This is a genomic window from Streptomyces sp. NPDC047049 (assembly GCF_040643995.1).
GTDB classification, from domain to species: Bacteria; Actinomycetota; Actinomycetes; order Streptomycetales; family Streptomycetaceae; genus Streptomyces; species Streptomyces mooreae.
Genome location: NZ_JBEYVM010000006.1, coordinates 178502 through 192040, shown reverse-complemented (window position 1 = coordinate 192040; position 13539 = coordinate 178502). Strand labels below are relative to the sequence as shown.

Annotated in this window: 13 protein-coding genes; 6 read left to right on the top strand and 7 right to left on the bottom strand. The window is 72.8% G+C overall.

What is annotated here, in order from left to right; all coding sequences use genetic code 11:
• Nucleotides 1-74: 74 nt before the first annotated feature.
• Complete coding sequence (locus ABZ851_RS17250) at nt 75-524, bottom strand: GNAT family N-acetyltransferase (RefSeq protein WP_361127840.1); 450 nt, start codon at nt 522-524, stop codon at nt 75-77.
• Nucleotides 525-692: 168 nt separating this feature from the next.
• On the opposite strand from ABZ851_RS17250, the gene ABZ851_RS17245 reads away from it, so the two are divergent.
• The 3 genes from ABZ851_RS17245 (at nt 693) to ABZ851_RS17235 (ending at nt 3668) form a co-directional block, all read left to right on the top strand.
• The gene (locus ABZ851_RS17245; RefSeq protein ID WP_361127836.1) at nt 693-2174 is read left to right on the top strand and encodes a phosphatase PAP2 family protein; all 1482 of its coding nucleotides are present in this window, start codon (nt 693-695) and stop codon (nt 2172-2174) included.
• A gap of 149 nt (nt 2175-2323) precedes the next feature.
• Nucleotides 2324-3139 carry a methyltransferase domain-containing protein gene (locus tag ABZ851_RS17240; protein ID WP_361127833.1) on the top strand — a complete coding sequence of 272 codons (816 nt, stop codon included), beginning with the start codon at nt 2324-2326 and terminating at the stop codon, nt 3137-3139.
• 169 nt (nt 3140-3308) lie between these two features.
• Nucleotides 3309-3668: a VOC family protein gene (locus tag ABZ851_RS17235; protein ID WP_311621736.1), complete on the top strand. Its 360-nt coding sequence runs from the start codon at nt 3309-3311 to the stop codon at nt 3666-3668.
• A 157-nt stretch (nt 3669-3825) separates the two neighbouring features.
• Here the strand turns inward: ABZ851_RS17235 and ABZ851_RS17230 are convergent, their stop codons facing one another.
• On the bottom strand, nt 3826-4362 hold the full coding sequence (locus ABZ851_RS17230) for a PadR family transcriptional regulator (protein ID WP_361127829.1): 537 nt from the start codon (nt 4360-4362) through the stop codon (nt 3826-3828).
• 163 nt (nt 4363-4525) lie between these two features.
• Between ABZ851_RS17230 and ABZ851_RS17225 the strand changes: the two genes are divergently transcribed.
• Nucleotides 4526-5326 carry an alpha/beta hydrolase gene (locus tag ABZ851_RS17225; RefSeq protein ID WP_361127826.1) on the top strand — a complete coding sequence of 267 codons (801 nt, stop codon included), beginning with the start codon at nt 4526-4528 and terminating at the stop codon, nt 5324-5326.
• A 218-nt stretch (nt 5327-5544) separates the two neighbouring features.
• Complete coding sequence (locus tag ABZ851_RS17220) at nt 5545-5859, top strand: hypothetical protein (protein ID WP_361127822.1); 315 nt, start codon at nt 5545-5547, stop codon at nt 5857-5859.
• Nucleotides 5860-5979: 120 nt separating this feature from the next.
• Here ABZ851_RS17220 and ABZ851_RS17215 read toward each other — a convergent pair whose 3' ends face one another.
• Nucleotides 5980-6903, bottom strand: a complete 924-nt coding sequence (locus ABZ851_RS17215; protein ID WP_361127819.1) for an NADP-dependent oxidoreductase — start codon at nt 6901-6903, stop codon at nt 5980-5982.
• A 150-nt stretch (nt 6904-7053) separates the two neighbouring features.
• Nucleotides 7054-7710 carry a TetR/AcrR family transcriptional regulator gene (locus ABZ851_RS17210; protein ID WP_361127816.1) on the bottom strand — a complete coding sequence of 219 codons (657 nt, stop codon included), beginning with the start codon at nt 7708-7710 and terminating at the stop codon, nt 7054-7056.
• 62 nt (nt 7711-7772) lie between these two features.
• On the opposite strand from ABZ851_RS17210, the gene ABZ851_RS17205 reads away from it, so the two are divergent.
• The gene (locus ABZ851_RS17205) at nt 7773-9101 is read left to right on the top strand and encodes an aldehyde dehydrogenase family protein (RefSeq protein ID WP_361127813.1); all 1329 of its coding nucleotides are present in this window, start codon (nt 7773-7775) and stop codon (nt 9099-9101) included.
• A 152-nt stretch (nt 9102-9253) separates the two neighbouring features.
• Here ABZ851_RS17205 and ABZ851_RS17200 read toward each other — a convergent pair whose 3' ends face one another.
• From ABZ851_RS17200 to ABZ851_RS17190, 3 genes are all read right to left on the bottom strand, one after another.
• Nucleotides 9254-11296 carry a DUF5107 domain-containing protein gene (locus tag ABZ851_RS17200; RefSeq protein ID WP_361127810.1) on the bottom strand — a complete coding sequence of 681 codons (2043 nt, stop codon included), beginning with the start codon at nt 11294-11296 and terminating at the stop codon, nt 9254-9256.
• Between the two features lie 278 nt (nt 11297-11574).
• Entirely contained in the window at nt 11575-12126 is a 552-nt protein-coding gene (locus tag ABZ851_RS17195) for a GNAT family protein (RefSeq protein ID WP_361127807.1), read from the bottom strand.
• 79 nt (nt 12127-12205) lie between these two features.
• Nucleotides 12206-13471: an alpha/beta hydrolase gene (locus ABZ851_RS17190; protein ID WP_361127804.1), complete on the bottom strand. Its 1266-nt coding sequence runs from the start codon at nt 13469-13471 to the stop codon at nt 12206-12208.
• Between the last annotated feature and the right edge of the window lie 68 nt (nt 13472-13539).

The following is a 13539-nucleotide window of genomic DNA, read 5'->3' as shown; positions in this document are numbered from 1 at the left end:
AGGCGGCCCCGTCCACCTTGGCAGATCACGGGGGTGGCGGCCGGGCGACACGTCAGCGCGGGTGGTACCCGCGCTCAACGCGCCGGGCGCGCCGCGGCGGGCTCGTAGCGATGCACCGTCACCACCTCCCCGCCGTCCCACTCCTGCCGCTCGGTGGCGCGGCGAATCCAGCCCAGGCGCTCGTAGAGGCCGATGGCCGCGGTGTCGGTGGCCTTCACCTCCAGTACGGGGCGCAGCCCACGGGCGGCCGCCGCCGCCTCGGCGGTGCGCAGCAGCCGTCCGCCGAGGCCCGCGCCGCGGGCGGCGGGTGCGACACTCAGCCGGCTGACCTCGTGACCGCACAGCGCCGCGTGGCCGACGACCGTACCGTCGGACTCGGCGACCCAGGCGGCGGTCAGTCCGTCGGGGGCCAGCCAGCGCGCCGGGTCGTCCGGCCAGCGGTGTGGATAGCCGCTGTGGGTGTGCACCGCGGCCAGGAGCGCCACACAGGCGTCGAGGTCGGTGTCGCGCCGTTTCCTGATCATCCCGACAGCGAAACATGGATGGCCGGGACAGGGGCGGCCGGGGCGCGGCAGCCCGGTCCGCGTGCGGCACCGCCCACGCGACGCCGCGCACCGCCCCGCAACGCCGCGCACCGCCCCCCAGCAGCCCCTTCCTGCCTGTTACGGCGAGTCTGGGGTACAAGAGGGCGCATGCGATCGCTACTTCCCCAACTCGACCGGCGGACCTTCCACCTCATCGCCTCCCGCGAATGGCCGGGCGCACAGCGGGTCCTGCCCCGGCTGACCCGCAGCGCCAACCACGGACTGCTGTGGTTCGGCATCGCGGCCGGCGCGGCCGCACTGGGCGGCCGGCCGATGCGCCGGGCGGCGCTGCGCGGGGTGGCGTCGCTGGCCGTGGCGTCGGCGACGGTGAATACGCTCGGCAAGCGCTCGGTCCGGCGCCAGCGACCGCTGCTGGACGCGGTGCCGGTCATACGGCAGCTGCACCGTCAGCCCGTCACCTCCTCGTTCCCGTCCGGGCACGCGGCCTCGGCGGTGGCCTTCACGACCGGTGTCGCCTTCGAGAACAAGTGGTGGGGCCTGGCACTGGCGCCGGTCGCCGCTTCGGTGGCGTTCTCCCGCGTCTATACGGGCGTGCACTATCCGGGTGATGTGCTGGCGGGCGCCGCGCTGGGGGCCGGTGCGGCGTTCGCGGTCCGGGGTTTCGCGCCGACCCGTGCCCAGCTGGCGCCGCCCGCCAGACCGCGCGCCGAGGCGCCCGCGCTGCCGGGCGGCCGGGGTCTGGTCGTGGTGGCGAACCAGGGCTCGGGGCAGCGCACGGGCCCCGGACCGGACCGCGCCGAGGAGGTGCACGGAGTACTGCCGCAGGCCGAGGTGACGGTGTGCAGCGGGCCGGACGGGGAGCCGCTGGACAAGGCCCTGGAAGATGCCGCGGAGCGGGCCAAGGCGCTGGGCGGTGCGCTGGGAGTGCTCGGCGGGGACGGCACGGTCAATGCCGCGGCGGAGGTCGCGCTCCGGCACGGGCTGCCGCTCGCGGTGCTGCCCGGCGGCACCCTGAACCACTTCGCGTACGACCTCGGGATCGAAACCTATGCGGCGGCGGCCCGCGCCGTGGAGACCGGTGAGGCCGTCGCGGTGGACGTGGCGCGCTTCCGGGCCGGGCCGCATCCGGAGGCGCGGCACTTCCTCAACACCTTCTCGATCGGCGCGTATCCGGAGCTGGTGCGGATCCGGGAGCGGTGGGCCGGGAAGATCGGCGCCTGGCCCGCGGGGGTGCTCGCGGCGTGGGAGGTGCTGCGCACCGCCGAGCCGCTGACCCTCACGATCAATGGCGAGCGGCGGGCCGTGTGGCTGCTGTTCGCCGGCAACTCTCAGTACCGGGGGCTGGGGTTCGCTCCGGTGCGCCGCCACGACCTGGCGGACGGGGTGCTCGATGTGCGGGTGGTGCACGGTGGCCGGCTGGCCCGTACCCGGCTGCTCACCGCGGCTCTGCTGGGCACCCCGCGCAGCTCTCCGGTGCTCGGCGAGGCGCGTCTGTCGCGCCTGCGGATCAGCGGGCTCCCGGAGGGCACGACGCTGGCCTTCGACGGCGAAGTGGCCCCCGCCCCGTCCGAGTTGACGCTGGACAAGCAGAACGAAGCGCTGACGGTCTATCGCCTGCTGCCCGAATAATGAGACCCCACTCTCATGATGCGAGATTGCGGCGTACGGTGTGATCACCACGCCGCAGAGCGGCCGCGCGGCTACGTGCGGCCGCCGGGCGGTGGCCGGGATGCCGTGCGCACCCGGCCACCGCTCCCCCGTATGCGAAGGAGCCGGCCATGCCGCAGGAATCCGCCGTCTACACCCACGGCCACCACGAGTCCGTACTGCGCTCCCACACCTGGCGCACCGTCGACAATTCGGCCGGATACCTGCGGGATGCGCTGCAGCCGCACATGCAGATCCTGGACGTCGGCTGCGGCCCCGGCACCATCACCGCCGGCCTGGCGGCCCTGGTGCCGGACGGGCAGGTCACCGGCCTGGAGCACGCACCGGACGTCCTGCGCCAGGCACGCGCCACCGCCGCCGGCCGGGGCCTGACGAACGTCCGCTTCGCGGTCGGCGATGTCCACGCACTGGACTACCCCGATGACACCTTCTGTGTGGTGCACGCCCATCAGGTGCTGCAGCACGTGGGCGACCCCGTCCAGGCGCTGCGCGAGATGCGCCGGGTCACGAAGCCCGGCGGAATCGTCGCCGTCCGGGATTCGGACTACTCGGCCATGACCTGGTACCCGGAGGTCGACGGGATGGCCGACTGGCTGCGGCTGTATCTGCGGGTGGCCCGCGCCAACGGGGGCGAACCGGATGCCGGACGCCGGCTGCACGCCTGGGCACGGCAGGCCGGTTTCACCCCGGACGCGATCACCGCCACCACCGGTACCTGGTGCTACCACACCCCACAGGAGCGCTCCTGGTGGAGCGAGCTGTGGGCGGAACGTACGGTCGGCTCCTCCTACGCGCGGATCGCGGTGGACGGCGGGCACGCCACCACGGAGCAGCTGGACCGGATCGCTCAGGCCTGGCGGGCGTGGGGCGCCGAGGAGGACGGCTGGTTCGGCATCCTGCACGGCGAGATCCTCTGCCGCGTCTGACGAACGGGAGGACCGGGGACGACCGGGTGGCCCGGGGGCGGGGCCAGGGGCGTCAGGCTCCGTCGTCCGGGGCACACCCTTGTCACAAGACCCGCAAGACCCGACGGAGAGCGGTCGATGACGACCAAGTGATCGCGTACCCGCGGGCCACCCAACTAGGGTTGCCCATATGGACATTCTGGGGACCTCATTGCGGGTGTGCGTCGGCGATCTCGATGCGGCGGTCGGCGTCTACGAACGGCTGACCGGCGCCGAAGCGGTCCGCTTCCAGCGCGGCGGGGTGGCGGTCGCGGCCGTCGGGTGCTTCTTCCTGATGAGCGGCCCCGAAGCGGAGTTGTCGGTGCTGCGGAAGATCACAGCGACCATCGCCGTCAAGGATGTGGACGATGCGGTGGCCGATCTGACGGCCGTCGGCGCGGACATCGTCGCCGGCCCGCTGCCGACACCGATCGGCCGCAATCTGGTCGCCCGCCACCCGGACGGTTCGATCTTCGAGTACGTCGACCGGAAGCAGGAGGCGGAGGCATAGAGGTACCTGGGGGCACATAGGGGCCCGAGGGCCCCGCCCCTCTACCCCACGACCGTCTCCGCCGCCGCCCCCACCCCGAGCGCGACGAGCACACCGCCCGTCGCGACGGTGCACACCGCATCCCACTGCTGCAGTGCCGCCGCGACCCCGACCGCCGTCACGGCGAGACGCCCCCTGCCAGCTCTCCGACGGTGCGTTCCAGCCAGGCGCGGTCGGCCTTGCTGGTGGCGTGGGCGAGTTGGAGCATGCCGCGCCGGAAGCGGTCGGTCATGTCGCGGGCGCGCAGCGGCCGGCCGTCCTCGTAGAAGTAGCTGCCGGGCTCGTCCATGAAGGCGAGGCGGCGGCGAAGTACGCGGGCCTGGTCGGCCGGGTCGGGCAGCCGGCCGAGGAAGGCCAGGAGGATGAAGAAGGAGTTGCGGTCGGTGATTTCGAGGTCGGCGGGTTCGCGCAGCCGGCGCAGGAATTCGGCTCGGCCGGATGCGGTGAGGGTGAGGACCTGGCGGGGTGTGGCGCGTTCACCGGGCTCGGTGTGGCGGGTGAGGTGCCCGGCGGCCTCCAGACGCTTGATGGCGGGGTAGAGAGCGCCGTCGCTCACGGGGCGCACATGGCCGCTGAGGCCGGAGATGCGGGCGCGCAGGTCGTAGGCGTGCAGGGGTTCCTCGTCGAGGAATCCGAGGATGCAGAGGGTGAGCACCGGGCCTCCGAGGTGCGTGCTTCGCGGTCGTCGTGGCCGTCCAGAGTAGCCACGCCAGGGGCTATGCCTCTAGTAGAGGCACATCGAAGGGAGATACCCCGAGTAGAGATACCTCGAATCGAGATGACTCTAATAGAGGCATGCTCCTGTTAGAGTCCAAGCCATGACGACGGCAACCACGCAGTACTTCCGCACCCCGGACGGCATACGTCTCGCCTACCTCGACCTCGGCGGCACCGGCCGCCCCGTCCTCGCACTGCACGGCGCCTATGGGCGCGGCCGCTCCCTGCTCGGGCTCGCCGGCCACCTCGGGCCCGGATACCGGCTCATCGCGCTCGACCAGCGCGGCCACGGCCTCTCCGACCACCCCGAGGACCACGGGCGGGAGGCCTATATCCGCGACGCGACGGCGCTCGTCGAACACCTCGGACTCGGCCCCGTTGCGGTCGTCGGACACTCGCTCGGCGGCATCACCGCGTATCAACTGGCCGCACACCGACCGGAATTGACTTCGGCCGTGGTCGTGGTGGACTTTCCGGCGGAGTACCGGGCGCCGCTCGGCGACGATCAGCTGCTCGCACTGCCGACGCACTTCCCGAGCATGCGGGCGATGCTGGACGCACTCGCGTTCGTGGACGAGCCCCGGCACTTCACCGAGAGCGCGGTGGAGGAACCGGAGGGGTGGCGGTTCCTGTGGCGGGCGGAGGAAGTGCGGGCCGCCAAGGTCGCCGTCCGGGGCGACTGGTGGGACGACTTCACCGCCGTCGGGCAACCGCTGATGGTCGTGCGGGGCGAACGCAGTGCGGTCGTGCCGCGCCGGCACGCCGAGGAGATGGTCCGTCGCCGGCCCGGCACGGAAGTCGTGACGATCGACGGGCATCACGACTTCTACCTCACGCACCAGGCGGAACTGGGCGCGGCGGTGAGGGAATTCCTCGACCGCACGGCGCCCTTGGCGGCGTAACACCTCCACCCCGGACGACCAAGACCGGCAAACCTGAAACCCCATGAAATCGAACTGAGTTGCCGATATCCTGGAAGGCTTTCCACTCCGGTGGATGGCGCCCCCAGGCGCCCGATCGGTGCCGCAGACGAAGGAAGGAGCGTGTCGCCGTGAAGTGGCGAACCCAGCCGCCCGCCCGGAAGGTCCGGAGCCCGGGCGGCGGTTCCGGAAGGAACGAGATGTCCCGTACGGACAGGACGAAGCCGGTGTGGGTGCGCTACGCGGAGCACGATCCCCGGCCGGTCCACGATCACCGCTACGGTGCCTGTGACCTGCCGCCGGACCCGATGGGGACGCGCGAGGGCTCGGACACCCGCTGCCGGTGGGAGCACCCCGGCACGCTGCTGTTCCGCCGCACCTGCTGTTCGGGGTGCAGTGTGCGCGGCTGCGTCAAGGAGCGCCAGCAGATGGCCAGGCAGCGCAACCGCAAGGAGCGTTACGCAGGCCGGCGCGAGGCCCGCCGCTTTGCCGTCGGAGAGGTCAGCGGCGACTGACCGCGTCCACCGCGCCCCCGCTCACGCCCCTGAGGTGCCGTCATCACAGCGGTGCGGGCCGCCTCCTCCGTCGGGGGCGGCGGCCCCGCTGTGCCTGTCGGCGGCCTGCACCGGCCGTGGTCAGGACACCTCAAGGACGATCTTGCCGCGGGCCCGCCCGGCCATGCTCCGCCGGAACGCCTCGGCGGCCTCGGACAGCGGGAGGATCGCCTCGACCGGCACGCTCAGCTTCCCCGCGTCCGCGAGTGCGCCGAGCGCGGTCAGATCGGCGGTGTCCGGGCGCACCCACACCATGTGGCCGCCCTTGTTCTTGACCTCGCCGTCGGCGATCGACGCCACCCGGCCGCGGTCCTTGAGGAGTTCCTGCGAGACCTCCACGACGCCACCGCCGACGAAGTCCACGGCCGCGTCGACGCCTTCGGGCGCCAGGGCCCGCGCCCGGTCGGCGAGGCCATCACCGTAGGTGACCGGCTCGGCGCCCAGGGAGCGCAGGAAGTCGTGGTTGCGCTCGCTCGCCGTGCCGATGACACGGGCGCCCTGCGCCACCGCGATCTGGACGGCGAGGGAGCCGACACCCCCCGCGGCGGCATGCACCAGGACCGTCTCGCCCGCCCGCACACCGACCCGCTTGAGCGACTGATAGGCCGTCAGCCCGGCGAGCGGAAGCCCGGCGGCCTGCTGCCAGCTGAGCGAGGCGGGCTTGCGCGCCAGCGTCCTGACCGGCGCGGCGACCAACTCGGCGTAGGTGCCGTGCTGCACCTCGTCCTTGCGCACATAGCCGATGACCTCGTCGCCGACCGCGTACTCCGTGGCGTCCGCGCCCACCGCCTCGACCACGCCCGCCACGTCCCACCCGGGAGTGAGCGGGAAGTGCGCGTCCATCATCGGGTCCAGATAGCCGGCGACGATCTTCCAGTCCACCGGGTTGACCCCGGCCGCCTTGACCCGGATCAGGAAGGAGTCCGGGCCCACCTTCGGATCGGGACGGTCGGTGTATTCGAGGACCTCGGGGCCGCCGTAGCTCTTTGCGATGATTGCCTTCATGACCGTCACAACGCGTGACGGCCGGGGTTCATTCCAGGGTCGCGGAAGTCACCGAATCGGCGTAGGCGAGGCGCGGCGGCCGGGGTGCGGCGAGTGGGGTGCGGCGACCGGGGTGCGGCGGCGGTGACGGGCCCTCAGCCCGGGGCCGGGTCAGCCGGGCTGCGCTCCCACGGCGCGCAGCAGGAACGGAAGGAGTTCCCGGGTCGCGGCCTCGCCGGACGAAGGGCCGTCCGCCGTGCCGGGGCGGGCCGCGCCGGGGGTCAGGAAGAGACGGCTGACCATCGAGCCGACGACCAGGTCGGCCAGCACATGCGCGTCCTGGAGCGGTGGGATGTCGCCGCGGGCGACCGCGCGGCGCACCACGTCGGCGGCCCGGTCGCGGACCGGCTGGATGATCGCGGTGTCCAGGACGCGGGCCAGCGCCTCGTTGTGCGCGGCCTCGCCGATCAGGACGTGCAGCAGCCGGCCGCCGGGGCCCTCCAGGGTTTCCGCCTTGTCCTTGAGCAGGGCGGTGAGGTCGCCTTCGAGGCTGCCGGTGTCCGGCTGGGGTCCGAGGTCGCTCGCCCAGCGGACGGCGGTGCCCACGACCAGATCCTCCTTGGAGCGCCAGCGGCGGTAGAGGGTCGCGGTGGACACCCCGGCGCGCTTGGCGACCGCCGCGGTGGTCAGGCGGCCGTAGCCGCTTTCCTGGAGGACCGCGACGGTGGCCTCCAGCAATGCCCGGTCACGTCCGGCGTCCCGCGGCCGGCCGCGGGACGGCTGCCGCGCTGCGGATGCGGGCCGGCTGCTCTCGGTGCGTTCGGTCACACCGGGAGTCTACCGACCGCATTACGAAACGAAATGTTTTCGTTTCCTGTAACCTCGCGGTCATGTCATCGCAGTCCCCCTCCACCGACCTGGACGCCGCCGCTGTCATCGGCCGGCTCCGCCGCACCTTCGCCACCGGCCGTACCGTCGCCACGGACTGGCGGCGCGGCCAGCTCGCCGCCCTGCGCACCCTGCTCACCGACCACGGCGACGAACTGCTTGCCGCGCTCGCCACCGACCTCGGCAAGGGCCCCGAAGAGGCCTACCGCACCGAGATCGGCTTCACCCTCCACGAGATCGACCACACCCTGGCCCACCTCGACGACTGGCTGGCGCCCCGGCCCGCCGAGCTGCCCGACCGGCTGCTCCCGGCGACCGCCCGGGTCGTCCGCGAACCGCTCGGCGTCGTCCTGGTGATCGCGCCCTGGAACTATCCCCTGCAACTGGCGCTCGCCCCGCTCGTCGGCGCGCTGGCCGCGGGCAACTGCGCCGTCGTCAAGCCGAGCGAACTCGCCCCCGCGACCTCGGCCGCCCTGGCCCGGCTGCTGCCGCGCCACCTGGACTCCGACGCGGTGACCGTCGTCGAGGGCGCGGTGCCGGAGACCACCGCGCTGCTGGCCGAGCGTTTCGACCACATCTTCTACACCGGCAACGGCGCCGTCGGCCGGATCGTGATGACGGCCGCGGCGCGGCACCTGACGCCGGTCACCCTGGAGTTGGGCGGCAAGAGCCCGGTCGTCCTCGACCCCGGTACGGATCTGGCCGCCGCGGCCCGGCGGATCGTGACCGGCAAGTTCCTCAACGCCGGCCAGACCTGTGTGGCGCCCGACTACGTCCTGGCGATCGGCGACACCGCCCGCGCCATCGAGCCGCACCTCGCCGAGGCGGTGCACGAGGTCTACGGCGCCGATCCGGCCGGCGCCGAGGAGTACGGACGGATCGTCAACGAGCGGCACTTCGACCGGCTGACCGCCCTTCTCGACAGCGGCCGCACGGTCCTCGGCGGCACGCACGACCGCGCCACGCGTTACCTCGCGCCCACCGTCCTCGCCGATGTCGCCCCCGACGCACCGGTGATGCGGGAGGAGATCTTCGGCCCGGTCCTGCCGATCGTGCCGGTGCCCGACCTGGACGCGGCGATCGCCTTCATCAACGAGCGCGACAAACCACTGGCGCTCTACGCGTTCACCGCGTCCGACGCCACCAAGCAGCGGCTGCTGACCGAGACCTCCTCGGGCGCGCTCACCTTCGGGCTGCCGGTCGCCCATCTCACCGCGCCCGACCTGCCGTTCGGCGGGGTGGGCGAGAGCGGGATGGGGCGCTACCACGGCGAGTACTCCCTCGACACCTTCAGCCACAGCAAGGCGGTGCTCGACAAGCCGCTGGGGTGACGGCCGGTCCGCGGTGGCGCCACCCGCCACCCGCCACCCGCCGGGCGCACCGTCCGGACGGGCGCACCGTCCGGCCCGGGTGAACCGCCGCCACCGGGCTGGACCAGCTGAAGGGGCCGGAGGGGCCGAAGAGGCTGAGGGTACTGAGGGGGCTACCCCGACGACCCGCCCTCCACCGGCCGCATCCGGTACTCGTACCGCTCCGGGAGCGGATGCCGGGAGCGGGCCTCGGCGCGGACCTGTTCGGTGACCGGCCCGCCGCCCGCGACCAGCCGCTCGGCGATGGCGAACCAGGTATCGGCCGGCGCCTCCTCGCCCTCCCGCAGCGCGGCGATCTCGAAGCCGGCGTCGAAGATCTCCCGGGCCGCGGCCGGCTGCCCCTGGGCGAGCAGCACCTGTGCGGTCAGCAACCGGAAGCGGCCGTCGGCCGGGTCGGGCCGCGGCAGGTCCGCCAGCAGCCGCGCCGCCTCGTCGGTACGGCCGGCCGCGAGCAGCACGGGCACCGCCTCCCGGACGAGGGCCGACCGCACCGGCCGCCAGTCCCGCGCGCCCGGTCCCGGCTCCGCCGCCGCCCGCGCCGCTTCATCGCAGGCCTGCAGAGAGCGGTCGGCGGCGCGCCCGGTCTCGCCCGCCTCCGCTTCGGCAACGGCCAGGCAGTACAGCGGCAGGGCGCCGGCGCCGTGCCCGAGCGCACGCTCCCAGCTGCGGACGGCCTGGGCGCGGTCACCGGCGTGCCACTGGGCGAGCCCCAGGTGATATTCGGTGGCCGCGCCCGAGGGAGCGGACTCCAGCAGATCGCGCCAGGCCGGCCCGACCAGCGCCGGTCCGGGCACCGGGCGGCCGGCCGGCAGGTCCCCGGTCCTGAGCAGCGTCAGCCAGGGCTCCTGCTCCGGGCCCAGCGCGGCCGCGTCGAACGGCGTGCCCGGCAGCTCCAGACCCGCGCGGACGGCCTCCAGTGCGCCCCAGCCGGAGCCGGTGGCCAGCGATTCCTTCGGTTCCTGGTCGGCGTACGGCAGCCAGGCGGCGTAGGCGGCATCGACGTCCGCGCGCGGCAGGGCGGCTGCCAGCCGGGTCGCGACCTCGTGGCGGGCCGCGTCCCAGTCCGTGCCGTGCACGGTCGCGGCGTCGGCCGCCAGCGGACCGTAGGCCTCCAGCCAGGCGAACTCCCCACCGGCGTCGAGCGGTACCTGCTCCAGTTGCGTACGGGCCAGGCCTGCCTGGATCTCGGCGTAGCCGCCGGTGCCCGGCTCGGTGAGCCACTGCTGCCAGCGCCGCCCGGCCCGGCCGGCGCCCCACAGGAAGAGCTTGCGGCCGCGCAGGGTGTCGGTGGAGGTCTGCACCAGGCCGCGGCCGTCGGCGTCGAGGGAGGTGATCCAGGGGCGGGCGCCGTCGGGCACCTCGTAGAAGTAGTCGGCGGGGAACTCGCTGCGCAGCGGGTACGTCCGGTCGATGCCGTCGGAGCCGGGGACCGGAACGCGGCGCAGGCACCGCTCGTAGCCGAAGTGCCAGGCTTCCTCGGCGGGGGCCAGGACACGGGTGCGCTCGCCTTCGGGGACGGCGGTGTTGGACCACCAGTAGACGGGGACCGTGTGGTGGTGCGGGTTACGGATCCGGACGCCCACGTGGAGGAAGTCGGAGCCGTCGGGCAGCCACAGGTCGACTTGGAAGGGCAGATCGCGCAGCCGCTCCCACTCCCACAGCCGCAGCATCTCCCCGCCGTCCGGCGCCGGGACACGGGCGGCGTGCAGCGGGGCACAGGAGAGGGTGGTGTGGCCGGTGGCCCCGATGTTCCATTCGATGCCGCCGGAGAACCAGGCGCCGTTGAGGGCGAAGGCCGCGGGCTGCCACACCGGGTTGCGGTACAGCAGTTCCCGGCCGGTGGGCTTGTGGTGCAGGGAGTACACCCGGCCGCCGAGGCCGGGCAGGACGGTGGCGCGCAGCCGGTCGTTCTCGATGACCAGCGCGTCGAGGCCGGTGGGACGGCGGGTACGGCCGTAGCCGTCACGCATCCGCGTCGGCAGGATCGAGCGCAGCGGCGCACTGTCGATCTGCCGCGCCATGTCGGCGGGCAGGCGGGCGTCCAGGGTCTCGATGCGGTGCGGGTCCTGGCCGCCGCGCAGCGCGGGAAGGGGGTTGTCGGGGCCGAGGGGGGCTGCGGGGAGGGTCAGGGTGGTGCGTCGCACTCTCGTGGCCACGGCTGCCTCGCAATGCTGGACCGGGCCACCCCGGCTGTGGCGGCCTCCTGTTGACCATGGAACCGCGTGACCGCCCCTCTGCACAGGGCTCCTTGCGGCCGGGTGCGGTCAGGGTTGCGCAAAAAGGACCTCAAGAGGCCCGCTTCGGCGAGGAGCGCCGCACGGGTGGGATCGTGCGCAGCCGGCCATGGAGATCAGGCGCACGTCCCGCTGCTGGAAGCCTCATCGGACGGCTGCGCGGCGGTGACCCGGCTCGTTGAAGCGCAGCCGGTCCGGAATCACACGGCTTCCCCGGCGACCATCTCGGCGGTGATCGCCCAGCGCTCGTGGTCGCGCCAGGCGCCGTCGATGAAGAGGAAGTCCGGGGAGAACCCCTCCAGCCGGAATCCGGCCCGCTTGACCAGGGCGATCGACCGCTCGTTGGCGGGCTGGACGTTGACCTCCAGCCGGTGCAGCCCCATCTCCCCGAAGGCATGGTGCAGGACGAGCCGCAGACCCTCGCTCATCAGCCCCCGCCCGGCGGCGTGCGCAAAGGCGCCATAGCCGATCGCACCGCAACGGAACGCGCCGTACACGATGTTGTTGACCGTCAGATAGCCGGCGATCCGCCCGTCGGCGAGCTCGCAGATCAAGAAGCCCTCGCGCGCCGGCTCCTGGAGCCGGTGCAGATAGGCGTCGTAGGCGGCGTGCTCGGCCGGCGGGAAGAGCCAGGGGCGGTGCAGTTCCGCGCTCTGCCGGGCCAGCGCGGTGAACTCCTCCCGGTCGGCGGCGGTGAAGTGCCGGATGCCCACCCGCGGGCCGTGCGCGAGGTAGCGGTCGTTGGTCGTCACCGGAGGATCGTACGGAGGGGGAGGGCGGTGGGCCAGCAGTTTGCGGTGGTGCCGCCGCGGGTGACGGTCTGCCACGTCGTCATTTGTGGTCGCGCAGGAAGGCAGGGATCTCGTCGCGGGTCGGGTAGTTCGGCAGCGGAGCCGGCTTGCCCTGAAGGAACCCGGTGATGACGGCGGCGGCTAGGTCGTTGTTGTCGTCCAGGCCGTTCCACATGTGGTGTCCGACTCCGGGCATGTACTGCGTGCGCTGGATGGCGGGGTCATGGGCAAGGATGGTGGTCTCCCATTGACGGATCTGGGAAGAGCACTCGGCGATCATCAGCATCGCAGGGGTCCGGGACTGCCTCAGTAGCGGTGCAAGAGAGGGCGAGTCCTTGACCGTCTGCTCGACGCGAAGGCTGGCGGCAGGACTGAAGGAGAAGTTCTGTGCGGTGTTCTCGGCCGGGATGCGGTGCGCGTCGCGCGCGCAGTATGCCGATGCGGTGTCGCTGCCGAGGTCTGCGGCGGTGAAAGCGTTGTCGCCTTCGGCCTGTCCGATCAGTGCGGTGTCGGGGCTGAGAAGTCCGAGTCGCATGAGGCCGAACGCCACGGCGTACCGGGGGACGTGCGTCGATCGCGGTCCGGTCATGGCCGGCGCGAGGCCCCGTGCGGATTGTCGGCCCTTGTGCCCGGTGATGTGTGCGGTGGGACCGTCCATGGGGCCGGGCTCCGCGATGATCGCCCGGTGCAAGCGTGCGGCGACGCCCGGGTCGGCCAGGGCTCGGGTGAGCACGACCCCGCCTGAGGAGAATCCGAGCATGTCGACCTTGCCCTTGTTCAGGCGGTCGATGAAGGCGGCGAGGTCGCGGACCGACCTGGAGATCGTGTACTGGCCCATGGGGAGCAGGTCGCTTCGTCCGCCACCCGCCTGCTCGTAGGTGTAGACGTCGTAGCCCTGGCGTGCCAGGAGTTGCAGAAACCGGTGGTCGTGGACCGAGATGCCACGGACGGGTCCGCCATTGAGGTACACGAACGGGATGGGATGCCGGGTGCCGGGGTTCGCGGGCGGGTAGTGATACACCGCGACCCGGCTGCCTGTGGTCAGGCTCCAGTGCTGCGTAGTCACGAACGGCAGGGCGGGCGGGTACCGCCGGGCCGTCGGCACGGTCGGGATGCAGACCGCCGCCGTCAATGCTGCCGCGACAACCACTGGCAGGAACGGCACGAGCCGCGCCTGCCAAGTGCGGCGCCGGCCCCGCCACAGGGCGAGGACAGCCCCGGTTCCCAGGGTCGTCAACCATGCGGCGAGCCCCGAGCCTGCCCCGTCCGTGAGGGCGATCAGTGCGAGAAAGACGACGACCAGCATCGCGATGGCGGCCAGGGCCGGCAGTAAGCGTCCGGCGCAGCGGACGAGACGTATGGCGGATGCGGACA

Excerpts from the sequence above, each read along its gene's own strand:
- ABZ851_RS17190 (WP_361127804.1), bottom strand. The coding sequence starts at position 13,471 with ATGCTGGTCGTCGTCTTTCTCGCACTGATCGCCCTCACGGACGGGGCA.
- ABZ851_RS17235 (WP_311621736.1), top strand. The coding sequence starts at position 3,309 with ATGGACATTCTGGGGACCTCATTGCGGGTGTGCGTCGGCGATCTCGAT.
- ABZ851_RS17240 (WP_361127833.1), top strand. The coding sequence starts at position 2,324 with ATGCCGCAGGAATCCGCCGTCTACACCCACGGCCACCACGAGTCCGTA.
- ABZ851_RS17220 (WP_361127822.1), top strand. The coding sequence starts at position 5,545 with ATGTCCCGTACGGACAGGACGAAGCCGGTGTGGGTGCGCTACGCGGAG.
- ABZ851_RS17225 (WP_361127826.1), top strand. The coding sequence starts at position 4,526 with ATGACGACGGCAACCACGCAGTACTTCCGCACCCCGGACGGCATACGT.
- ABZ851_RS17205 (WP_361127813.1), top strand. The coding sequence starts at position 7,773 with ATGTCATCGCAGTCCCCCTCCACCGACCTGGACGCCGCCGCTGTCATC.
- ABZ851_RS17250 (WP_361127840.1), bottom strand. The coding sequence starts at position 524 with ATGATCAGGAAACGGCGCGACACCGACCTCGACGCCTGTGTGGCGCTC.
- ABZ851_RS17245 (WP_361127836.1), top strand. The coding sequence starts at position 693 with ATGCGATCGCTACTTCCCCAACTCGACCGGCGGACCTTCCACCTCATC.
- ABZ851_RS17215 (WP_361127819.1), bottom strand. The coding sequence starts at position 6,903 with ATGAAGGCAATCATCGCAAAGAGCTACGGCGGCCCCGAGGTCCTCGAA.